The sequence below is a fragment of the Flavobacterium supellecticarium genome (genome assembly GCF_004801375.1).
In the GTDB taxonomy this organism is placed as follows: domain Bacteria; phylum Bacteroidota; class Bacteroidia; order Flavobacteriales; family Flavobacteriaceae; genus Flavobacterium; species Flavobacterium supellecticarium.
Genome location: NZ_SSNZ01000001.1, coordinates 609,006 through 633,708, shown reverse-complemented (window position 1 = coordinate 633,708; position 24,703 = coordinate 609,006). Strand labels below are relative to the sequence as shown.

Below are 24,703 nucleotides of genomic sequence, written 5' to 3'. Positions count from 1 at the left end.
AATAGTTATAACGGAATTATGGAAATACAATATGGCATCTTAAAAAAAATTGATTCAGGGGATATACAAGACGGCGTACTTTATTTACCGAAATCGATACTATCAATAGGAGAAGCGGTTATTCAAAATCAGCCGGAACTGGTTGAAGTTGTTGCACCCGGATTAATGGCTCTCAAAAGTAAAAATTGTTACCAATGTCAGGCGCTAACCCGTTTTGTAGCGCCGCTGTTGGAGACTATCGGAAACGATAATTTCTATGAGTGTAGTGCGCTAACGAATTTTGTAGCGCCACTGTTGGAGACTATCGGAAACAGAAATTTCTATGAATGTAGTGCGCTTACCGACTTCGAAGCGCCTAGATTAAAGACTATTGGGACTTATAATTTCTATAAATGTAATGCGCTAACCGGGTTCGAATCACCCATGCTGATGTCTGTAGAACACCATATTTTTAGAGAATGTAACGCCTTGATTCACTTTAGCGCTCCGGTTTTGACGACTATCGGAAGTGACAATTTTGGTTTTTGTAAGGCGCTAATTTCCTTCGAAGCGCCTATGTTGATTTCCATGCGAAACGATAATTTTTATTCCTGTGATGCATTAACCGATCTCGTGATTCCGATGTTGATGGACATGGGAATCAAAAATTTTTACGAATGTGACGCGCTAATTCATTTCGAAGCTCCTACGCTGAGGGATATGAGTGACTTTAATTTTTGGTATTGTGATGCACTAACAAGCTTTAAAACACCTGAACTGAAATGGATTAGAGACGACAATTTTAAAAAATGCAGAGCGTTAACCCATTTTGAGGCTCCTATGTTGAAGACTATTGGAGATTTTAATTTTAGGTATTGTTACGCATTAACGCACTTTGAGGTACCCGAACTGGTATTCCTTGGAGACGATAATTTTATAAAATGTGATGCGTTAGCCCGTTTCGGGGCTCCCGAACTGATCACAATCGGAAATTACAATTTTAGGGCTTGTGACGCGCTAACCACAGTACAATTCGGTACGCATAATTATACTGTAAAATCTGCCGATGGATTGTTAACCATTATCGAAAACACCAAAATCTTAAATAAAATACAAATTTATACCGGGTTTATTTTCAATGAATGTAACGAAGGAATTCCTGATCTGACAGAAACCGTTTTAGTCGAAAAAGACGGTTTTTTTGCTCATGGCGAAACGGTAGAAACGGCAATGGAAGCGTTAGAACTTAAAATTGCAATACAATAAACAAAAAGGACTGAAAAAGAAATTTATAGGTTAATTGTATGCATATTGCCTTATTATTTGTTTTTTTATAAATATAAAATAGGGCAAAATACCCTAAAAAAGGGTAGGTGGTTATTATTTAATTGGTTATTTTTAAAATAATAAATGATAACCCTAAAAAAGTATATAATGAAAAAGCTTAACCTTAGAAAGAAAGTAGTTTCGGTGTTAACCGATAGCGAAAAAAGTGCTATTAACGGTGGTGGAGTAGGTCCTGCATTACCTTTTACCTACACCCAATCGGTAATGATTTGTATTGACCCGATGGGACCGCCGGAACTTACCCGAGCTTTTGGTTGTGAAGTTCCGTTGCTAACCAGAGATTGTCCTCCCTTAGAACCATAAACAAAGCTTACAATCTGCCATTGTAAGATGACAAAAACACCCTGTCGGTTTCACCACAGGGTGTTTTTTATTTATATTGGTAAACGGCTAATTGATATCGAAGAAAAAAATTAAAAAGTTTATTGAAAGAATAGCATTACATTTATATAAAAATAGCATTTATATTAAAAACAGATTGCTTAGCTATATTATGTTACAATGTAGCAATCGGATAAACAATTAAAAATAAAAGAAACAGATGCATCATATACCGCGATATGATTTTAGAATTGGATACGTTAAGGAAGCAGATCAGGGAGATTATACGAAAAAATTAGCAAAAGGAATTTTTACATTATTATTAAATCACTTTGTAGACATTCGATTCATTCCCAGGATTGAAAATATTGATGATCTAATAGATGAATATACCTATGACGATACGACCACTCAGGGAGTTCGGATGGCTTGTTTGTTTGAAAGTAAATATGTGGTTACACCCTCCGATGCTAATGAAGGAAAAAATAGAATCATTAGTAAGGCGGTTCTTGCCAAACAATTTAATGTTGCCCTAGAAGACATTGCGTCTGAAATTATCGTATTCTATGTTTCCGTTAAAACGTATAAAAAATACATTCGAGAAGTCAGAAATATATTTTATACCGATAAATATGGTGATTCTACGAATATATTTTATAGACAAAACGCTTTTATGGAAGATTTAAAAAAAGAATATAAGTTACCTGTGTTTTTAGAAAACAGGATTATTAATTCGTCTTATTTCTCAGACTACGAGTTAGCGTTTTTAGAAAGACAGCGCGATAAAGAGGGAAATGTGATTCCTAGGGTGTATTAAAATTTTGTTATACGAAAACAGGAATATAAGAAATATGAAAATAATCGAATTAAGAGAAATTCAAAACACTTCGGAAAACAGTAAACTGCCACCGCTTTATACGCAATTTCAAAAATTGCTGGAAGAATTACGAAAAAAGGAATTACCCGATGCACTTATCGAATCCATTAATCAGGATATTGAAGTGCTAAATACAACCACTTTAACGGATGACAAATTGCGAAAGCTGTTGAAAGACAAGCAGACAAAAATTGTTCAATTGGTTGAAAAAGAAGTAAAAATCGTACCGCAAAAATATTATATGACACTTTGGTTGGCCATTGGAATGTCGGCTTTTGGAATACCACTCGGAACAGTATTAGGACTGAGTTTGGGCAATATGGGCTTGTTGGGAATCGGACTTCCTATTGGTATGGCAATCGGAATTGCGGTTGGTACAAATAGGGATAAAAAAGCACTACAGGAAGGGCGGCAATTGAACGTGGTTATAAAGTATTAAATCGGTTTAACACTATTATAATTCTTACAAAAAGTTTTATTTTCGTAACATTTGTACGCGTTTTTATGTAATACGTTAATTTGGGTTGTGTATAAATACTTATTTTGTTAATTTAGTTTGTATAGTACTTGAAAAATGATTTAAGTTTGACGAATTAAACAACTCAAAAAAACAACCAGCCACCAAAAAATATAGAAACGGGAGTATCGTGTGTAACGTAATAACAATAGTACCCGATCCAAAAACGTACCACCGAAAAATTGCATGACAATACCGTAAAACCTACGATGCGTTGTTGTCTTCAGGCGCTTTTATTTTTTTGCAATGGCACTAACAATTAACTGATTTATGCCCCACAAATCAATTAAAGAAAAATTAGTGCAGCTACGTAAAGAACCCAAATTTACTATGCCGCTTTCCATTTATTATCCGGGTTTGGATAATGAAATGGTACGAGTCGAACTCAGTAAAATCATCGACCGAAGTATTTTCGAAATTTATTCAAAAATAGAGCAAGGACTCGATCGCCTGATGTTGCTGGATATCCTCCATAACACAATGGAAAAATTCAAATGTTTTCATCTCAATGACAACGATTTTATTTATATCCGGCAATACCTCAACCGGATTATCCTTATTGTAGAATGGGATTGTAACCCGGACGATCTTCGAAACCTTATTTAAAACAAATTTAAAACATAGTATGGACAACGATTTTAAGCAAGTATACGGCCAGAGTGGCAGTGAGCTTCAGGACCAAAACGAATTAAACCAAATACTGGCGGGTGAAGGAGGCAAACTCTATCCCGTTTTACGTAATGGTGACTGGATCGGTATACAAAACGGTGCCTTGTTTACACCTTTAATCGGAACGTTTGAAAACCCTAAAATTGTCATCGCATTAGCGCATGATATGCCAAATAATTTAGTTTACGTTCCTTATAAAACAGGGACGCATTATGAGGAGCTTAACAAGATGTACGACGAAGCACAAGCAAATCTGGAAGCCATAAAAGTTCCGTATGAAGTATTCCAATACAACGACCATTTTGAAGTGAATGCCTGCGGACATGAGTTTAGCAGTGAATTTTTATTACACAAGCCATTTCTTAACGAATTGCACACCCTATTAAAATCGGATGAGATATTAGTAGCCGTTCCAAGACGGGGTTACTTTAAAGCGATTGCAAGCAATACATCAAGAGATTTATATAACGGTTTTATCGAAGAGTATGAATTTGCATTCCATAATGACGCCAGTGAAAAGCCGCAAATTACCAATGGTGTTTTTGTAATAAAAGACAGTGTTATAGTACAACGCGGAGAACTGGAAAAATACTAAACCGAATAAAGCTATTATTTTAAAGCATATTATAAAAAGAGAAACTGGTTTTCTCTTTTTTTTTGGACAAAGGCTAACGATGGTTCTAAACGCGACATAGTAGATTTGTAATCCGTAATGATAAAATATGTTGTTACAGAACACTATTGTAATCAGATAATCGTGATAATTTTTAACTTGGCGCGTATTTGAAAAATAAATAGAGATTCGGTTAAAAAATATCAAAATTATTATTTTAAATTTCGCATGACTGAGAGAAAATAAAGTAACAACCATGAATTATTCAATAGAAAACATAAAAGAATTTATTTTAAAATTTTTAGATAAAGAAGCCGAATGCTGGACAAAACGCCAATTAATAGATTTGGATGATTATAACCAATCCATTAAAGCGCTATATGCTATGGCTATTGACGATCTTGACGAAGGTTTGGGAATTTATTATAAGAAGGAATTAGTATTAGATGATAACCCAGTAACATATAAACCACGTCATTTATTTAAACTCAGTAGTTATCAAAATAAAATTTATGGAGATATATGGGTAGCGTATGTTTCAATAACTAATCCAAGAAATGAAATCAATACAAGTCGTATTGTAGATGGTTTTATTATAAGTGAAATTGATAACGAATTTAAAATCATTGGAATAATGGAGGTAAAACTAAGTCGTTCAACTATGGCTGTTATGGGCTGGACAGGAAGTGTTTATAATCCTTCTGATTTAGATATTAAAAAATTGGGCAAATTTGTTGCAACAGAGCGTTATTCTGAACCGAATAGTCAGGATAATTTTTCACTTAAAGAGTATTTGAAAGATAAATAATTAGTTGAATTAATTATGGAAATAAACAAGATACATTCAGATTTAAAAAAAAATATACCAGGACAAAAAAGAGAGCGACCGTGCATTTCTCTTCAAATTTAAGAATGAGGATGAAAATGAAAAACTCATTACTCTTCTGAAAATGGGATTTTGGTCGGTTGCCCCTTTGGGCTTTTATTCGGATAATATATTAGCCATTCGATTAACGCCCGAAAAGCCGTTAAAAAAATCTCCGATAGTGTTTTATAATGGTACCTACCAAGAATGTTATACATTCGCACCAAATTTACAGGCCATCATTCCGATGTCGTACTTAAGATTTATGGGCAAACCAAAACTTATAGCAGAACTTCAGGAAAAGATAGAAGGAGCCGTTACTCTATCGAAGCCTTTTTTTGATTATCTGGGCGGCTGAGACCTCGATTTCCTAAAGCAGTTCTTGCTCTCGGAAGCTAATCAGGAACGGTTGAAAGACGCGGCCAATTTTGAGGATGCGTTTTTCAAAGAATTTTGGGATCATTATTATGATACGCCCGAACAAAAGAAGGCTTTTGAACTGTTTGAGAAATTGAAGGAAAAAAGAACCTATTTTCCCAGTTATGAGCATGCCGATTATGGTCTTTGGAATGAATATGTAGGAAACGTTCTGGCCCAAAGAGGATATGAACTACTCAACATGGAAGATGAATATAAATGGCCACATTATTGGCATTGTGTCAAGTTACCCCATGGTTTCGATTGTGACACTAACGGGTTTCATAAGTATGTGATAAGCTTAGGGAATTCTGGTTCTTTTGTTCGGGATATTGCTGAGGTGTTTGATTCCGAATGGGAAGACAAATATGCCATGTTTCCGGAAGAAGTACAAAAGCACCCACTTTTTGAAGCGACAGAAACCATCAAGTTTGAGGGATACTATGACTATACAGGCGAAAAGCACTTTGCCGCCGCTACGCGCCTGGAAGAAGAATACAAAGACCCTGTTGCGGCATGGAATGCCTTGTTAAGTGCGAGTTATTGGGGCGGAAGGAGAGAACGTTTGGATATTGTAGAAAAAGCATGGCAACAGGCAATCGACCTGTCAGAAAAACAGGGTTGGACAGCGATCAATGAAGTTTTAAAAGAGCAACTAGAGTTTTACAATCATTACAAGGATAACGTTTAATACATGTCGATATGATATCAGAGTGTAAGATGTTGAAATGGGAGCAGAAGTATATCCCACTAATGTGAGTGTAGGAATTGTTAATGGTGACGTAAAAATTATATCCTCAAGAGGGCTTGACTTTGAAAAAAGAAGAAATGAAGAAGTTATCGAATGGGTTTATAACCAACGATCGAATGTCTATATAGACGACATCACGATTAAAAAAGAGGGTACATTAGTAGAAACGCTACGAGTTTTTGAACCGGAGCATCCTACCTGGTTAGCAGATTACAACAAAGGATAATCGTTTTGATTTTAATAATCCGCGACATCGTGAGAATCACCAAGGTTGCACATAAAATATGACAAAAAAATAATACCTACATGGAAGACATTAAAAATTTTATTGAATCTTTTATTAAGGATGAATATGCTTGCAATAAAGCAAATTATGATTTTTCTATTTCTGATGAGGAATATGAAAATATGAGATTAAAATTGGAAGATCATTTTCATACCGTGAATATTGATGAATATTGGAGGGCTTTGGAGGAAGATGATGTGCAAGAGCTTACTATTGAAATGAAGGATTTATATTTTCAAAATGTAGTAAGAGCAATACCGCGTACTTTATTTCAAATTAAGCAATACAAAAATCCAAAAGTAGGAGAAGGATTAGAAAGATGGCTGGTTAATGATGAACTTTTTGCATGTTATACGAGTTATACAGAAAATAATGATTTACCTCTTGATTATGCTACAGTGTTTTATGTAGCACAAACAAATGAAGGTTTGAAAATTATCTATAAAATACGCTATGAAAGTGATGTCCCTGAATGGCGCCACTCACACGATTTAAAAATAAATCAGGTAAAAAATCCGGGCAATCTCATAGCTGTTGAAAAATATCAGGCTCCGGAGGAAACGAATAGTTTAGCGGATTATAATGCTGAATAGAATCCGCGACATCACGATAATAAATTAAAAAGACAGATTCCTAAGAAACGGAACACTAAAAGTAGTTTAAAATGATACATCAACGTTTTAGTAACGTATTAGGAGAACCTAAAATAATTGGCAAAATAGACATCGCCATATTAAAAGAAAAATTTGAACAGCAATTAAGCCACTTTGAAGACAGTGCCGTTCTTTTAGACTATCTGGAACACTATGGAGAAGCTGTTTATCAAGAAGGTTTTTTTGCTTTTATAAATCCTATGGATTATGAAATCCCATTAAAGAAATTTCCAAAATTAAAAGCGCAGTCAATTCTGCCATTTGCAAAAACGGCTATGGGAAACTTTTATTTAATTGGCGAAGTAGACGACGAAGTTTGTCTCGCTTTCTATAACATTCATACAGAAGAATATAAATATGTTGATTATGAGTTCACGTTATTTTTTACAACATTGGCAGGAAATAAATATCATAGTGAGACAGAGGCATATGGACTGATCGAAATTCCAGCATTAGAAAAATACGGACCAGTAGCCATAGACGAGTGCTTGACATTTATTCCCGCCTTAGTTCATGGTGGGGATGAAGATATTAGAAACATCCAAAAAGTAAAATTAAAAGCGAATTTAGAACTACTGGCAAACGCTTTTGGTTAAGCCATTCCTATCCTTTTTTAAAACGGAATTTCTATTTTAAAAGTTTCGTTTCAGGTTTTAAACACAATATTATCAAACCCATAAAAATACGAATTTAATGAGCACGGTTTCCAATCAAAATATACCTATTTATTCCATTTCAAACCTTTATCCGTTGTTTGAATATATGCACCATCAAATTGGTCTTTCTTCCGATCGGTTTAAAGAGCAGAATGAAATAGCACGTACAATCTGGCTGACAATACGAATCGACGGGGAAATTAAAAATGGAGGCATTGAACAGCTTTTCTCCAATCTGGGCGAAGGGTTTACTACTGATTATCTGATTGAAGTGCTGCAAAATATCAAAAGTGAAAAAGGCTTGGAAATTGTACAAAAGTTCCTTGATTTTATTCACCAGACAGACAAACACAAAACATCCTTTTATAGCGACTATGCTTATGTGAGTGGTTTTGATAAAACGCTAAAAAAGTTACACAATGAATTGAGCGACGAATATTATACGCTGGATCCAAGTGTGGAAGCCTTGATTGTGCAATATGCGGAGGAAAACTGGAATGATGCGGCTTTTCAGGAGGCTATAAAAAATGTTGTTTTTAAATCCAATGAAAAAGACGAATCCGCATTAATTGGCGATTTAAATGCTGCAATCGAAAGTGGAAATGTGACAACGATTAAGAAAATTTTAAAGAAGCTAACCACGGTCAATCAAGCTTGCAAATATGGATTTGTACCCCTACTTGAATTAGCACAAGTATCCAATAACGATAAAAAAATAGAAATCTGTCAGTTGCTTATTGATCATGGAGCTGATCTTACTTTTAGAGATCAATACCAGAACTCGGTACTGCACAAAGCGGTTGAAAAGGATAACAGCATTCCGTTTATTGCGTTTTTGCTGGATCAGGGAATGGATATCGAAATCAAAGATAATTTTGATGATACACCGATTTACGGTACCGATACCAATCCTGAAAATTGCAGTCTGTTAATCAGTCGTGGTGCTAATGTGAATGTCAAAAACAAAATGGGTAACTCGCCTCTGACCAGAATGTTGGTTCGTTATTGCAGCTGGAATGGAAATGAGTATGGAAAAGGCTATCAGCCCCAAATAAAGAAAGTTATAGACCTGTTGTTGGCTGCCGGAGCTACTTTTGATACCGAAATTTTAAACATGGAAACTACAGAACTTGCCAAGTTTGCAGAAGATCCAAAAATGTTACAGTACCTGCTAAAACAGAAATCGGTTAAAAATGCGCCTGAGTTTAATCCCAACTACCAAAAATGGTCGGCTGTTTTCGAAGCCAGTTTGAAGGGAAATCTCGAATGTTTAAAATTATTATCTGAAAAAGGAGCTTTTTTAAACCAAACATTGGAGAGGCCGCATTACGAAACCAAAACCTTTAGCGGAGGAACGCCGTTAAATGTAGCGTTGAATGATGAAACACGTGCCTTTCTGACAGATCATAACGTCGTACTTGGAAATAGAAGCAACTATTCTTTATTTCTCGAAACAAGAGGGAATGACGTAGCAGCGGTCGTTGATTTGATTCAGCAAATAAAAAAGATAGACCAGAAAGAAGCCGTACGATTCTTTCACACCGTTAAAAAGGAAATGGATGAAAGCTACGAAAGAATAGATGGGGAGTTTATTTTTTACAAACCGTTGTTTTTGACCAGTGCCGAGAGTGAAGAAGACATCAAAGCGATTGCCTTACAATTCAAGAAGTTCGATTGCGAAATGACCGTTATTTAAATGGTTAACACTTTATTGACAACTGATAAGAAAAACATTAGCAATACTTAAAATGAATATCACATCTGAATATAGTCCGCTTACCTTGGCAGAAATAAAGCAATGGGAACGTAGCAATAGTACGATTCCAGAGCCATACAAAGCTTTTTTGCTACAACAAAACGGAGGAAGTACCGGTGCTAAAAATACGTTTAAAGTTAAAAAGATGTCCGGCGAGTTTGGTTTTCATGCCTTTTTTGGCATTCATGAAGGATTACGTGGTCTGGACTATATACAAACTACCTATACCAAAAGAAATCGCTTCCCAGGTCATTACTTTGCGATTGCTTCCGACGTATCGGGAAATCTCATTCTGATGGGACAAAACGAAAAGAAATTGGGCAAAATCTATTTTTGGTACCACGAAGGCGAAGTCAGTGAAAATGAAAAGCCCTGGGAGAAAAACATTTATGAAATCGCTAAAAATCTGGAGGGTTTTCTGGATTCACTATATGAAGAACCCATAGATGATAAAGAGGATCTGTTGGATTTATTTGGCGGGAGCGATTCCCAAAAACAAATAGCGCTCATCAACAGCGATTGGGATGTCAATAAACCATTAGAGGATTCTACGCAAACCGCTTTGGAGCGGGTTGCTAATTTCGGAAACGATAGTACCGTTTTACAGGCATTATTAGATAAAGGGGCCACCATTGGAAGAGCGATGGATCATGTACGAAACAACCATTCGGATTCGGCTGTCCTTTTTGCAAAAATACTACTCGAAGCAGGTGCCAATCCCGATTATGCCGATGAAAAAGCCAGAGAAGATAAAAATACATTACTCAAATCTGCAGTAAATAAACCCTTACCTAAAATTGAATTAGCAAAGTTGCTTATTCATTACGGGGCAGATGTAACGGTAGAAAATGAGTATGGATGGACCGCATTAAAGGTAGCGCAACGTACATTGGAAGGTGGCGTTCCTGAAATGCAGGAAGTAATAGATTTAATCCATGAAAAAAGTCGTTTCGTATAGTAGGGGTTGAAGACAACCTTAACCGCCAAAAAAACACTAAATTGAACTATGAAAAAAACAATACTACTCCTTGTATTCCTGCAAGTCTTCTTTTCCTGTAACGGACAAAGTACGAAAAGTCCTAAAACTGACTATGTTCAGAAAATGGAATTCGGACTCGAAGGCTCTGTAAAAGAGGCAACTACGTATGTCTGTAAAGTAGAAAATGGAAATATTCCGACAGATAAAACGAAATACTACGGAAAAATGATAAAACAATTTGATATTCAAGGTAATGCACTGAAAATACAGGATCAATGGGATATGGGGGAATTGGGCAAATCGGAGTCATTGAGCATTTATTCCGGTAAAGGGAGAGCTATTTCTTTCAAAGATATAGTGCATTTTAAAGAGGAAGCAGCAACGGAATTGAATTATAAATACGATTGGTCGGATAATTGCCATTATACTATTGCCGCTACAGATAAAAGCCCTTATTTAACCTTTATTACTTTAGATAAAGACTACAGACTAAGTAAAATCGTATTTAAAAATGGAAATGAAATTCAGGTAACACAGGAATTTGAACGGATTTACAAAGAAAATAAAGTATGGGAAATTAAGGAAACGATAACCGATTACAACGATGGAGAAAAAACGATTACGTATCAAATACAGGTAGTGCAAAAATATGATCAATATGGAAATCCTACTGTCGTTTATAGTTACAACGGTCTTGACAAACAACAATTTGAAAATGTATTATTTACGGAATATCAATATTACGAGAAGTGAAAAAATAGAGCGTTACCAGGAAGAAATAAAATCTTCTTTACAGTCTGAATTATAAATAAAAACATGGCATTTAAAATAACCGAACGGTTTCAAAATTTAGAAACAACAACAAAATCCGATTCTTTAGAAGATGTAAATATAAACGCTAAAATCTTTATTCCTGATGAGGAGACGGTTGCCTTTAGGATTAAGAAGTTTACCAAACTGGGTTACGAACACGTGTCGGAGCGTTTTATGGATGTTTTAAATATTGATAAGATTCATTTTCATGCGTGGTTTGAAGTAGCTGATTTTGCTTCTCAGTTGGAGTTTCATATGGAAAATCTGTATTCCGGTTTATCGCTATTAGAGTATGATGAAAAACTTTGGTTTAAAGGACAAACACCCGAAGAAATAGCACTGTGGAAGACATTTCGTATATTCGATACGCGTCCGGAAATTGGCAATGGTAAATTGGCCGTTTACAGTATTCAAAAGGGTGTTGCACCACCAAATGAACCGACCATTTATTATATCAATAGAGCGTTGGCGTATAAAACCAATCTAACCTTGAACGGCTATTACGAAGCGGTTTTGGATCTCTTAGGTATAGCCGATTGGCAGTATCTTTTTACCGAAGTATCCGCAGACGATTTAAAAGCAGACGGTATTTATCAAAACCTTCAAAGAGCATTGGTAGCCTTACAAAAAGCATTTCCGGATAAAGACTATAACCGTTATTTTAAACTTTTAGAAGAAAGATAAAACGAAAAATAATCGTTTAAGCCATGAAAAAATTAGTGTATTACAGCCTTCATGAGGCTACGGAAAGGGAAAAAGTGGGCTGTTGGCCACAATTGGAACCGCCGAGACGTTATTGGAAAGTCGCGAATAATTATGATAAAGTATTGGATTTCCGGAAATTTCCGGAAGAGGTACCTAATCTTGATAATTTTACATTAAAAAACATAGCGAAACGGACAGATGTACTCAGTGCGGAGATGCCGGGTGTTGGTGGAAATGTCGGTATGTTCGTAAATGAAAAATTTAAAACGCTTATAGGGAATTTTGCCTTAAAAGATTGTCGGTTTTACGATTGTAAGCTACTTGCTCCGTTCGATGAAAATTTTAAAAAAAGAAAAGAACCGGAAGTATTTCAGTTTTATTATCTGAATTTGATTCATAAAACAGATCTTGTCGATTTTAAGCAATCGGTATTTGAAGATTTAAAGACAAGTCAAATGGTTACTGTAGAAAATGAAGAGCAAAGGGATCCGTTTTTACGCCCCAGAAAATTATGTCTAAAGGAAGCTCCGGATTTATTTTGTGCTCCTTATGATATCAATATTCTGGTTTCCGAACAACTCAAAACAGCCATAGAAGCAGCCGGAATTACAGGTGTTTGGTTTGATGACCGCATCGTCTGTGAGTTTTATACGAACGAATAAATCGTATAATATACCCGATGAGGTTCAAGCAAAAATGATTTTTTTAATATAAACAAAACCAAAAAATGACTCTGGAAGGATTGAATACCGAAGGCGTACTTATTTTCGCCAATATTACCAAGTGTAAAGCGTATTATTCGGATAAAGAATTTGATTATAATTATCCGGAAGGATTATCCGAATTAGTACAACAAGGAATAGTACATATTATTACCACAGATGAAGCTGTTGAAGTAGTAAATTTTGCCTTTGATACGGATGAAATCGATCTGGATATGTGGGACTATCACGATTCGTACAACTATTTAAAAGTAGACGAAGGGGATGAAATCCGGGCAATTTCTCATGCCGATTTTACGCAAATGTGCCATCATTATAAAGGGGATTTAGAAGCATTCGTAGACAGCTCGTTGACACTTAAAAATATTTTAAACCCGGGCTTCGAGAAAACCAAAGAAGAATATTTTAAATATGAATTACCTTTGATAGCTCTACCGGTTGGCACGTGGAAAATAAATGTTTATTCGCTTAAAGACGAAAACGTACTGGGTTGGATGGAATTCTATATGCACTTAGAAAAAACGGTTACCATTGATGTAGCAAAAATTGCACTAAAACCACTTGAGATTTACGCGTAATTACACATACGATAAATCCATGACATCAGGTGTGTTAGAAACTATTTTACCAAACATCAGAAACGCGAATAAAAATTATGGGACACTATAAAATAACAGAATACGGAGAATATATTCACAATTCAATAGCGTCATTTAATTATGATTTAAAAATTACAGATTATGATCAAAATGTAAAAGGTATTTGTTTAAATCAAGATGCAGATAATATCAATCTGCTTTCAAATTTTAAGTCAATTGAAACCATAAAATGTTTTAGAATTACAAATGATCAAATTAATGAGTTTCCGTTACTTTCATCCGTAAAGTATTTAATGATCAATTGTAACGATTGTTCGTCTTTGGATTTTCTCATCAAATTTCCAAACCTTATCTATTTAAATATTGATGGATTTGATAGTTTAGAATCATTAGAAGGTATAAAAAACCTTAGGCATTTAGAATACCTATCGTTACTAAATAACAAAAAACTGGTTCATTACGATGAAATAGAAACGCTTACGACCTTAAATAATTTAAGAATTGAAGGTGGTGTTTCCAGTAGCTATAAAGTAGGGAATTTAAATTTTTTAAAAAATTTAAACCTTTTCAGATTGGATTTACAAAATGTTTCCGTTAATAAAAATAACTTACTATTAATTGCAAATCTCAAAAACTTACAAAAGCTTGGTTTGGCAATAAACTTTAAAGTAGAGGAAATAGCCTATCTAAAAGGTGCTTTGCCAAATGCCAAATGCTATGACTTTGAACCCTATCATATTGCATCAGATAAGTATGATAACATAATGAAATGTACCGTTTGTAACGAAAATATGATAAAGCTAACCGGAAAAGTAAAACCACAAACAATTTGTCCGAAATGTGATGTCGATACCTTAAATTCACATCTTAAGACTTTCAATACATCGTTTGAAAAAGGTCAAAAACATATAGTAGTCTAGAACCGATGTCGCGGATTTACTTCGTCTGTTGCGCTAAATCCAGATGTCGCGGATTTGCAATCCGTGACAATACTGATAGTGCGGATTTACTTCGTCAGTTCAGCTAAAGCCTCGGGTGTAATCCGTGACATCAAGAAAACCATCTATAATTAAAAAAAATACACTGTTAATGAATAAAGTACTAACTTTTATTCCCATTCTAGTACTACTATCTTGTGGAGCAACGCAAACAACCATAATCGAAAACGGAAAAGAAGCCAAAGGGCATTTAAAAAACGGACTAAAAAACGGAACGTGGACGTTTTATAAAGCGGGAAAAGTAGATGCTGTTGGAACGTTTGTAAAAGATCAGAAAAATGGCGATTGGAGCTATTTCTACGATAATGGGAAGTTGCATCAAAAAGGGGAATTCCGAAACGGCAAACAAAATGGAATTTGGCAGTATTATTTCGACAACGGATCATTTATGGGAATGGGAGAACTGGTCGATGGCAAACAAAACGGAGTATGGAAATGGTACCATAAAAACGGAAATTTATATACCGAACGTTGGTATGTCGATGGTAAACTGATGGAAATAAAATCGTGCTTCGACAGCCGTAAAAATGTACTGGATTGCGGAACAATCAGCAATGGAAATGGGACGATGCTTTTTCACGATATAGAGAACGAATCCGATACCATTCAGGAATTTCAATATAAAAATGGCGTAATAAAAAACGAGTGATGCCAAAGGTTTTATAAAATGGTACGTAAATTGTAAATTTTGCACTTGTCTTTTGAAAGGATGTTATCTGAGAACGTTTTTACTATCGCAATCAAAATCAACTAAATAAAAATCAGAAATGAAAAAGGTTTACTTTATAGTGCTGTTTTTTTTCTTGTTGAATGCTGTTTTCAGTCAAAATAATGCGGCGTTTTCTACTGAAGAATTACGTTTCCAAAATGTTGAAACATTAGGGAAATCCATACCCGTAAATGAAATCCATACTTACAAAATAATTGATTCCATATCGAAGCCTGAAGCGTATTTAATACGAAATTTTGACAACAAAATAGGAACACTATCCATTGCGATTAAAAATAACGAAGTGTTCCACGTCTATGAACTCTTTTCAAATGGTTATGTTATGGATACTTTAAATGCAAAGGAGAAAAGTAAGGCGTATAGGATGATAACCGAACCATCTCTGGAAATTGTTGACGTAAAAAGATGTAAACTCGACAACTTTAAAAGTGAGGAATTAATTGTAAAATTTTCCTATACAAGAGTGGGTTGTCCCGATTGTAATCAAACGCAGGCGACAATAATAAATGGCTATATTCTATTTGATTTTGATAAGCTTCAGCTTTTAAAGCTAATCAATTTAGATAGGACAACTTTAGTACAAAATCTAATAAACTTGAAAAACTTAGAGGGTTTTAAAGTTGAATTTATGGATGGCTATATAAAAATGAAAAAAAGAAAATATTACTATAAAGACAACAAATTAATTGCGGACTAAACTACACGATCTCGCGTATTTGCAATCCGTGACAACCAGATGTCGTGGATTTACTTTGTCAGTTCGGCTAAAGCCTTGGGAGCAATCCGGGACAATAAAATAGAAAAATTATTTTTAGATAACTATAAAATAAAAAGCCTGCTCCGATAAATCGAAACAGGCTGTGAGAGATTCTTATGCTATTACAAATCGGTAATAGCAGTCAAAGATAGTATAAGTGGTATTTGTAAAATAGGAACATAGGCATCGGTAACCGAATAAGCTGTAAGTGTAAAGCTAAAGATACCGTTATTCTGTTGCGGACTGGTACTATTCATCCAGTTTGTAATACCGTCGGTTAGCATATTGGCTATGTTAGCACCATGCGCGGTTACATCTACTGCGGTTGGCGTTAACATCACCACCGGAACATCGATCGTAAAGGTTGTTCCCGGTATGCTATAGGTATAATCGCATTGCATTTTGATGTTAAACGCGGTAATCGAAGCATCAATATTGAGTGTTAAAGCGTCAAATAAAGCCAGCAACTGATTCTGTAACGTTCGACTTGGTGCTGCCGGATAACTTGGTGTTGTGATTTGAGCGATATTGATCGCGTTATCGGTATTCAACAACGGAATAAGTTTGTTGTAGAACATCACCTGCGGCGTCTGGTAAATAAACAACGGATTGGTCGTTTGCCAGCTACCATCTTTATTTTGAAGTAATTCTTCATTTCGGATTACAGCAACGCTACTCCATGCATTTTGCGCACTCAGAATATCCAGATTGTCCAACACTACATTTCGCGAAGGATTGGTGTTTCGGTCTTCATACAACAGATAAACACGCTGTCCGTTGTTATCCAGTTGGTAATAACGATAGGCAAGTGTATCACCCGGAATCAATTCGTTAGTATAATTATCGATCGTCACGGTGATATTGGCATCCGCTGATTTCTGATCTTCCGGAATAATGGTTATAATCAGATAATCGGTTTCTTCCTCATAACTCTCGGTAATTGTATAGCCTAATGTATACGGCGGTGCCGGAGTAAAGTCCGCTTGCATAGCCTTGTTAACCGTTTTTCTTGGATTTACCTGGTTGGTAACCGACCATTGTGCAGCGACCTGATTGATGATGTCAATAAAGGCAAGCATGGCATAACGGGCATCCTGAGCCAGTTCCGAATTTGCATCCATGGTGGCAGGCGTTAGCATCGCAAGACAGTTGTCAAAATCGGCATTTAATGACGGATAGGAATCGATAAACTGTGCCAAAGCCTGATACATGCCCAGATTTTTGGTATTCATTATCGTATAATCACTCTGGTTTTCATCGGTCACATTAAACTGAACTTCCGTTACAATGGTATCCTGTGCTGCCGAAGTGTTCTGATAGGTGTAGTAATACACCCACTGACGGGCTTCTTCAATCGTTGGTGAAGCATCGTCGTTGGCCGGATAATTAAAGTTCTGAGCCGTAACCGATGGCGGCGTAGGATAGGAGCGCAACGGAACCGGAATGGTGGTTTCGCCCACATCGCCCATTTGTGCCAATGGTGTGACTTCGGAATTGATTTCACCGCTTAACGGAACGATAAACGTCAGCCATGAGGAAGCCAGATAATTGTCCAGATCCGGAATTTCCGTGATGTCAAATTCCATATGACTTACGTTGTATTGCATATCGCCAAAAGTAAAGCTACGGCTTTCGGCACTGTCTTTGGCTTCAAACATATACGTTAGCCAGGAAGCACCGTTTGCGGTTGGTACTTTTGCGGTCGATAAGGAATATTCGGTGGATGTTGGAATTTCGTCCGTACCCGAAAGTGTCGGATCGAGACCCAGCATTTTTCCATATAAATTCGGTACAAATGGCGCATGTGGCGGATCATTGTTCGCATCGGCATATTCCGGACCGCTATACGACGAACTGATACTGGCTGTGGTTTGTACGGAAGCGACATAACGATAAGCATTCGAAAGCTGAATCAGGATTTGTTGTTTCCATTTTTCCTGCGCATTGCCAATGTTAGACGGGTCTTTTGCCGTACAAGGTGGCGATGTTTCTCCGCTACAAGGATCGATGATAAAGTCGATGGTGCCTTCGATAGCTTCGGCAATGGTTTGCTTGGCATCGAGTATTTGTTGCAGATAGTCCGGATCGTCCGGGAATACTTTATAGGCTGTTAGTAAAAAGGCCGGAACGGAATAGGCCGGACTTAGGAATTTATCGACCGCCTGAAGGAATTGTAATCCCCAGCTATCCATATCGATGCTGTTGAAGTTTTTAACCACACTACCGTCCGGAACGCCTTTGTCGTAACTGACAATCGAAGCGGAGAAGGATTGTAAACTTGTAGCCAGCGGAACCGGTGCAAAATAATAGGTTTGGTCTTTATTAAATCCAAAACGCAATCCGTTGGCACCCGTACTGTCAAAACGGACCATCCATAGCGGAGCATTGGCAGTGGTATCACTGTTTCCTTTGGTAAGGTTCGCTCCGGTTGCGGCTTTTAAAATAATACCGGTATAAGGCTGATTCAGGAAGGCCATTTCAAATTGTTGTGCAAAATAAGTCAGCGCCAACATGCTGTTCTGACTGTTGTCGGATAGCGGCTGAATTTGAGTTGTCGCTTCGGCTACACCGGCTACACCCACAAAGTTCGGATCGAGATAGGCCGTACGAACCATACTAAAACGGGTTGTAATTAACGCAATTTCCGGCAGACTAACCAGGTTTGTGGTGGTCATTTGCGTATTGAGCGTATAGGCCTGTACAGCTACTGCGGCTTCTCCGGCCACTACGGTTTTTAAATATTCGATTATCGGATTGATAAATTGTGTCAGCAGTACCGAATTCGCCAGCTCGTGTACCATAGGCGTGGTGTTGCCTTGGGCATCAACAGTGTCTTCTACGGTAGTGGTATAACGAAGTGCCATATTCGGGCTATCCAATTGATAATACAGGTTCATATAGGTCTGTAAATCGATCTGAGCGTTGTTTTGCGCGCTTTCGCCTTTATAACGGGATGTGTTAAAGTTAAAGGTCAGACTTAGATTTGGCGCACCTGAAAGTAAGCTAAATAAATACGATACCGATACCGATGGCCACTGACTCAGGGCGATGATCGCATCACTGTATAATACTTGCATAGAAGTATGTAAAGGCTGCGTATCGTTTGGCGGAATATTACCAAACATATCCTGCCAGTTTAAAACCATTTCAACCGTATCGCCAATTCCGGCATATGGATTCGGATATAACGGATCGGTTCCTTCCGGTTGTACGTATTTGTAATATGGAATCACGGCATTATAGTTCCAATCTTCCAGATCGTCGTTGTCGGAGGTGTTGCCATCTTCGGTGTTGGAAACGGCTTCGTCGTCGGTAGAATCGACCGGACCGGCCGGAGTCGGGTTTATATAATCCGGGATAGCAGGTACCGCCAGACCTATCAGGTTGAATTGGGTTTCCAGATAAACCTGATCTTCGGCTAATGTCGGTACCGGTTGTGTTGGCACATAATCACCCGGATTTTGTCGGGAGACTTCGTAGCCGACGGTTCCCGGTAGTAATGTGGCAATACGGGTGGTATACTGCTGATCCAAAGGTGCTGTTACCGGCGATTGTACGAATACGGAAGTAATGGAAGTATCAATCGAATCACCAATAATTACACTATTTACAAACGGACTGTTAATTAGGGTGTTATACGTAATTTGTATCGCAAGATTGGCCACGCCGGTTCCGGCAAATAAGGAATCCGGTAAGCCATTAGTGGCATTGTTTTCATAGTAGAAATAGTAACCACCACTGCGAACGGTACTACATTCCCATAATAGTTTGACAAAATCACCGGCCGTATTTAAGGTATTGTAAGTGCCTTCCGGAGTTGTTTCCATAACCATCATGCGCATCATACTTTCGGCAGGATTGGTTTCGGTGGAAAGATTCGCCTGAATAATAGCCGTTTTATAGTCGCCATTGGCATCGGACAGATAGCCGCCATTGCTATTTTGTGTCGGATCCGGTTGGTAGATAACCTGGATTTGTTGTATTGTACGGGTTCCGTCGGTATCGCCTATGGTGTTTAGATAGGTAAGGAGTTCCTGTAAGTAAACCGTACTCGCATCGTCGGCACCTACCAGATTGTACATATTTCCGGAAAGTGGTGTGACCAACCCGGATTGTGCCGTTATTTTTTGTAGCGTAAAGTTAATCGTTGTTCCCCATGTATAATTTTGCACATCAGCCTGCGTGGTTCCGCTGGCTGTTGTGGTGAGCGATTTGACTACAAATTGCCAGTTGTTGCCTTGTTCGGAGAAAATAGTCGTCAGGTTGGACGGTAATTTCCAGATATACGGCTCATTGGTAACGTCCGGATAATAATCGCCCGGATATTGCCATAAGGCCGGACTTCCCAACGAGAAGGTTTGCGGGGTATCGTTATAGTTGATCAACGGACTCGGACCATAGGTTAGCACCGGACTAAGCGAAATGGCAGCGATATCGTGAATGTGCTGTATTTCGTTGTTGTCGATGGTAACGGTAAGTTTGTTGTCAGTTCCGGATACCATATTGATCCAGGATTCGTCCGGGTTTTCCAAAACGATAGAATATACATCACCTTGTTGTAACGTACTCGGAATGGCGAGTTGTTGACCTGTTAATACATAAAGTGGTTTCGTTACTCCGGTTGCTGCATCCGGTGGTGCCGGTAAACGCATTCCGTGTAACATAAATCGCGAAGCCATACCGCTGATACCGTCGATACTGTCGGTTACCGCATGATTTACGACATCACTCACCGTTCCGGAGAAGGTTTCCTGAGTGTTCAGGTAGTCCAACGCCGATTGTAAGGCTTGTTTGGCCAGTAGGGCTACGAAATCGGTAAACATAAACGTCGGAAACGATAAATTATGTTGCTCCTCGTAGGTCGGATCGGATATATTTTCACAATCGGTTGGGGCATAGTAATCCGCGGTCATTTCCGATTGGTAATCGACACTGGTCGAGGCCAGTAAGGCGGTGATATCGCTAATATAGTCCTGATCGCCAGTCATGCTTTCCGTGGCAAAGTCGATCGGGTTTCCGGCCGTTCCGTTTAAAATGGTATTCAGCAATAATTCCGGAACAACCGGGAATACGGCGGCATCCATAGTGCCTTCGGTATTGGCATCGACCGCGCGGATATTTAATTCGAAATAGGTACTGAAAAAGGTTTTGATATCGTCCTGAGCCGCATTACTATAGTTAAACGGCGGTTCGTGATTCGGACGCGTATTAAAATAGCAGAGCATACTGTTGATCTGGTCGGCAGTGATGGTTTGATTTTTAAGCCAATCCAGTCCTGTATTGTCTGCTGTATTTCCAATTAAGGCATTGATTGCCCAATATAAAACCCCTTCGGTTACGCCAAAAAGGCTGTTATTGTCCGGATCGGTGTTAATATAAAGCATGGCAATATATTGCGGACCGGAGGCGCCGCTTTCGCCGGAAACGGTCAATTGCGGGAAAAACATTAAATCCAATGGTACCTTGGTGGTGGTTTGTAACGGTTGCCATTTTAAAACAACCGGAGTGGTTTCGGCCAGGCTTAAACGTTGCAGACTTCGGTAGTTTTGCGGTAATGCGCCTTTGGCCAACGAATCTTTTGTCGGACATAGGTTCCACGGTGCAGAGGCCGAAGTGTCGCTTCCTACTATAAATGAAGCGCTGATGGTGGTGCTGAATCGAAGGGATACTTTGATGGAGAACAATCCCAAATGGATTTTTACGGTTAGTTTTACCGAAACACCGGCTTCAAAGGTAATCGGAATTGGCATATAGCTTTCGATCGTCATCGTGATATAGGCATAGGCCATAATATCCACTTTGGCCGAAATAATCGCAAAGTTGACTTCTCCGTAAATATGTCCGGTCAGACCAAAAGTTCCCTGTACTTTATAGTAGGTGTCGTCGTAGGTATCGAGGTTTGGATTCGCGCTGAAAAATCCTAATACGCCCTGAAAAATTCCAACAGCGGTAAGGGATAGTCCGGCTTTTAAGATTCCTTCGTCTACGGTTTTACCTACACCAAGCGAAAGGCCAAGTCCGAATTCGATTACCGGGTTAAAGTTTCCACAACTTGTCGTCGGTACGCTATTGGACGTTGCGCCGCTGAGGTATCCGAAGTAGAAACCTCCGTATCCTAAAAACGGGAATACCTGTATGGAAAACGAACGCGAAAAATCGGTAATACTGGCCGGAAATCCGAAATCGAGATAGAAGTTCCCGTTGGTGTAAATCTGTACGCCAATAATCGGTAAACTGATGGATACTTCGCCAAATTCAAAATGTCGGAATTCATCCGGCAATTGTAAATCCAGTTGGTACATTCCGATCGAGTCATTTATTTTTTTATAAAGGATTTCAAATTGTAAATTTTTAAAATAATTCGATTCCGGGCTAACGCCAATTAACAAGCCGTAGAGATTTGGATCGTTAAAAACAGTCGCCACACGATAGAATTTAGCCACGGTAAAATCGGCGCCAATTAGCCAGTTGCTGTTTTGATCAAATACCAGCGTACCGGGTTTGGTATCGGGTGTTGCGGCCGGAACCGGAATCGTACTGTCACCGGTATTGGAAGTCGTGGTAAAGGCTTCTTCCAGTGCCGTGATGGCTTCGTCAACCGAGTTGAGTTCCGGCGAATCATAGAGCGATACGTGTTGCCCCATGGCCAGAAGTTTTAAATCGAAAAATTCTTCTCCCATTCCCGGTACTGGTGGCATTTGTGTGGCATCGCTACCTTTTCCGTCTTCCTGTAACGGCGAATCGGGTTCGATTGGCAGTCCTAAAAAGGTTCCGGTAAAGTACAGATACACACCGCTGCTACTGGCATTTTCCGCATCTTTGGTGATTTTTAAAGTTTCGATATTGATAAACCCAAGATCGATATGAAGCGGGATCGTGGCTACAATACTACTTTTGTTGTTTTCTTTATAACGGGTATAGGTAAATTCAAATCCGGACAAATCGATGGTATCGAGTAAATTCCACGGCGCCGACAGTGAAAATCCAGGGCTAAAAGTGCCTACAAACGTAGTGATCAATTCACCCAGTGAAATTTTATCGAATTTGATGTCGATGCTGTCATAGTCGGTGTTGCCAATATAAGTGATCTTACAGGCGAATTCAGGCATGTTGAGGTACACCTGCGTGTCTGCGGTACCAAATTCGTAACCGACTTCAAAGGTAAGCCCCAGCATTTGACGGGCATCGGCGATTCCGGCAATGGTTCCCGACGTACCGTTTTCATCATATTTTATCGCCACATTGGCGTCGAGTTCCAAATCGAAGGAACTGTATTGCAAATGCCAGTTGACGTCGCCACTCACATCGTAGGTGGTGACTTTGGTTTTGTCGTCCGGAACAACGGTTACAAAATTGACATTGCTGATGTTCGGTAAATTATCGGTTACCCAACTTGGAATGTCGGCCATGCCAAAGGCTTTTAGAAACGTATAAGCGATCGATCCCAACGATATGGTTTGATCGGTACCGGTACTGGCGCCAAAAGTCCAGGCGGTAGCATCGTATCCGGCGTAAATGGTGAGATCAACACCGGATTGATCATCTGGTCCGATATGGAAAAAACCGGCAATCTGTCCGGTAGTCGTTCCCTGTAGACTATTGACATCTAAGTTGAGTCCTGTCATGGTAAAACTCAGACTCGGATCGTTTATCGTAAAGAAAACCCAATTGCTCACAATGGAACAATTGAGGGTATAATTTTGAGAATCGGGGTCGATTTCGATATTTAAAACCTGTATTTCCGATTCCAGATCAATTGTGGTTCCGCTCCAGAACATCGTAAGCAAATCGCCCAGTTGGATGGTTCCTTCAATGAGTTGGACACTGGCTGTGAAATTCGGATAATGTGCCGTAAGGGCTATCGTATTGGAATCGGGTGGCCCGATGGTAAAGGTTCCGTTAATGGTAAAATCGGTACTGCTGGCGCTGGACGTACTAAAACCGGAAACGATACAGTAAATATCGATACCGGTAATGGCAACACCGGGTAAGATCTGCCAGATATAGTCGGGCGGCGTACTGATTTCAATGCCCATATAGTCGACGATACTATTAGCGGAATCGTAACTGATATCGATCGATTTTAAACCTAAGGTACTCAGCGTACTAAAAGGTTGTGGTAAAGCGGTGGTAAGGTTAATTCCGCCGGCCAACTGGTAAAAATTGGAAATACTCGGATACGGATCGGAAAAAAGCCCTTGAAACATCCAGATATTATCGGTAACAGGATAGCCCATAGCGACCTGTAGCGTCACTCCGGTGTTGATGGTTCCGCCAACGATACCCACTACGGGTAATTCGGCTTCGGCAATACAAAGCTCGTAATACGGTAGCGTAACCGAAAACCAGTTAACGCCCGGTAAGGCTATGGTTTCGCCTAAAAGCGTGATATAAAAGGTTGAGTTAAGAATTTCATTTTCAATGTAAAACTTTACAAAACAATCGCAGTCGGGTATCTGGAACGAGGACGTTACTCCTTTTATAAGAATAGTGTTTTCGTCTGGCATTGCAATCACAACGGCATTGATAATTAATTGTCCGTCCGGTACAAATTGTTTGTAACTGTTTGAGGTGATCGGAAGATCGAGCGCAGCAGTGGCATTTACAAAGTAAAGTTGATCATCGTTGTTAACCTGTCCTTGTAAGCCGGTATAGAGTTGTTGTAGTTGTTGCGTATCCATAATGGTAGTGCT

The 24,703-nt window shown here is 38.5% G+C and carries 22 protein-coding genes; 21 read left to right on the top strand and 1 reads right to left on the bottom strand.

Going from position 1 to position 24,703, the window contains the following annotated elements; all coding sequences use genetic code 11:
• The first annotated feature begins 18 nt into the window (after nt 1-18).
• From E6C50_RS03030 to E6C50_RS02930, 21 genes are all read left to right on the top strand, one after another.
• Nucleotides 19-1,245, top strand: a complete 1,227-nt coding sequence (locus E6C50_RS03030; RefSeq protein ID WP_136401715.1) for a leucine-rich repeat protein — start codon at nt 19-21, stop codon at nt 1,243-1,245.
• A gap of 168 nt (nt 1,246-1,413) precedes the next feature.
• Nucleotides 1,414-1,629: a class I lanthipeptide gene (locus tag E6C50_RS03025; RefSeq protein WP_136401714.1), complete on the top strand. Its 216-nt coding sequence runs from the start codon at nt 1,414-1,416 to the stop codon at nt 1,627-1,629.
• A 238-nt stretch (nt 1,630-1,867) separates the two neighbouring features.
• Nucleotides 1,868-2,464, top strand: a complete 597-nt coding sequence (locus E6C50_RS03020; protein WP_136401713.1) for a hypothetical protein — start codon at nt 1,868-1,870, stop codon at nt 2,462-2,464.
• A gap of 34 nt (nt 2,465-2,498) precedes the next feature.
• A complete protein-coding gene (locus E6C50_RS03015) occupies nt 2,499-2,963 on the top strand; it encodes a hypothetical protein (protein ID WP_136401712.1) in 465 nt (154 codons plus the stop codon).
• Between the two features lie 348 nt (nt 2,964-3,311).
• A complete protein-coding gene (locus E6C50_RS03010; protein WP_136401711.1) occupies nt 3,312-3,647 on the top strand; it encodes a DUF4844 domain-containing protein in 336 nt (111 codons plus the stop codon).
• A 19-nt stretch (nt 3,648-3,666) separates the two neighbouring features.
• A complete protein-coding gene (locus E6C50_RS03005) occupies nt 3,667-4,305 on the top strand; it encodes a hypothetical protein (protein WP_136401710.1) in 639 nt (212 codons plus the stop codon).
• A gap of 274 nt (nt 4,306-4,579) precedes the next feature.
• Complete coding sequence (locus tag E6C50_RS03000; protein WP_136401709.1) at nt 4,580-5,131, top strand: hypothetical protein; 552 nt, start codon at nt 4,580-4,582, stop codon at nt 5,129-5,131.
• 142 nt (nt 5,132-5,273) lie between these two features.
• Nucleotides 5,274-5,546, top strand: a complete 273-nt coding sequence (locus E6C50_RS02995) for a hypothetical protein (protein WP_136401708.1) — start codon at nt 5,274-5,276, stop codon at nt 5,544-5,546.
• A 51-nt stretch (nt 5,547-5,597) separates the two neighbouring features.
• Nucleotides 5,598-6,296 carry a hypothetical protein gene (locus E6C50_RS02990; protein WP_136401707.1) on the top strand — a complete coding sequence of 233 codons (699 nt, stop codon included), beginning with the start codon at nt 5,598-5,600 and terminating at the stop codon, nt 6,294-6,296.
• 37 nt (nt 6,297-6,333) lie between these two features.
• The gene (locus E6C50_RS02985; protein ID WP_136401706.1) at nt 6,334-6,582 is read left to right on the top strand and encodes a hypothetical protein; all 249 of its coding nucleotides are present in this window, start codon (nt 6,334-6,336) and stop codon (nt 6,580-6,582) included.
• An 80-nt stretch (nt 6,583-6,662) separates the two neighbouring features.
• Entirely contained in the window at nt 6,663-7,235 is a 573-nt protein-coding gene (locus E6C50_RS02980) for a hypothetical protein (RefSeq protein WP_136401705.1), read from the top strand.
• Between the two features lie 71 nt (nt 7,236-7,306).
• Nucleotides 7,307-7,891: a T6SS immunity protein Tdi1 domain-containing protein gene (locus E6C50_RS02975; RefSeq protein WP_136401704.1), complete on the top strand. Its 585-nt coding sequence runs from the start codon at nt 7,307-7,309 to the stop codon at nt 7,889-7,891.
• A 97-nt stretch (nt 7,892-7,988) separates the two neighbouring features.
• Entirely contained in the window at nt 7,989-9,647 is a 1,659-nt protein-coding gene (locus tag E6C50_RS02970) for an ankyrin repeat domain-containing protein (protein ID WP_136401703.1), read from the top strand.
• A 52-nt stretch (nt 9,648-9,699) separates the two neighbouring features.
• Complete coding sequence (locus tag E6C50_RS02965; protein ID WP_136401702.1) at nt 9,700-10,665, top strand: SMI1/KNR4 family protein; 966 nt, start codon at nt 9,700-9,702, stop codon at nt 10,663-10,665.
• A 48-nt stretch (nt 10,666-10,713) separates the two neighbouring features.
• Nucleotides 10,714-11,439: a hypothetical protein gene (locus tag E6C50_RS02960; protein WP_136401701.1), complete on the top strand. Its 726-nt coding sequence runs from the start codon at nt 10,714-10,716 to the stop codon at nt 11,437-11,439.
• Between the two features lie 63 nt (nt 11,440-11,502).
• Nucleotides 11,503-12,183: a hypothetical protein gene (locus tag E6C50_RS02955; RefSeq protein WP_136401700.1), complete on the top strand. Its 681-nt coding sequence runs from the start codon at nt 11,503-11,505 to the stop codon at nt 12,181-12,183.
• A gap of 23 nt (nt 12,184-12,206) precedes the next feature.
• A complete protein-coding gene (locus E6C50_RS02950; protein ID WP_136401699.1) occupies nt 12,207-12,866 on the top strand; it encodes an imm11 family protein in 660 nt (219 codons plus the stop codon).
• 65 nt (nt 12,867-12,931) lie between these two features.
• Nucleotides 12,932-13,504: a hypothetical protein gene (locus tag E6C50_RS02945; protein ID WP_136401698.1), complete on the top strand. Its 573-nt coding sequence runs from the start codon at nt 12,932-12,934 to the stop codon at nt 13,502-13,504.
• Nucleotides 13,505-13,581: 77 nt separating this feature from the next.
• Nucleotides 13,582-14,445 (top strand): leucine-rich repeat domain-containing protein, encoded by an 864-nt coding sequence (locus E6C50_RS02940; protein WP_136401697.1) that lies wholly within the window; start codon nt 13,582-13,584, stop codon nt 14,443-14,445.
• 169 nt (nt 14,446-14,614) lie between these two features.
• On the top strand, nt 14,615-15,172 hold the full coding sequence (locus E6C50_RS02935; protein WP_136401696.1) for a toxin-antitoxin system YwqK family antitoxin: 558 nt from the start codon (nt 14,615-14,617) through the stop codon (nt 15,170-15,172).
• A 118-nt stretch (nt 15,173-15,290) separates the two neighbouring features.
• Complete coding sequence (locus E6C50_RS02930) at nt 15,291-15,950, top strand: hypothetical protein (RefSeq protein ID WP_136401695.1); 660 nt, start codon at nt 15,291-15,293, stop codon at nt 15,948-15,950.
• 182 nt (nt 15,951-16,132) lie between these two features.
• On the opposite strand, the gene E6C50_RS02925 is transcribed toward E6C50_RS02930, so the two are convergent.
• Nucleotides 16,133-24,691, bottom strand: a complete 8,559-nt coding sequence (locus E6C50_RS02925; RefSeq protein ID WP_136401694.1) for a hypothetical protein — start codon at nt 24,689-24,691, stop codon at nt 16,133-16,135.
• Nucleotides 24,692-24,703 lie beyond the last annotated feature (12 nt).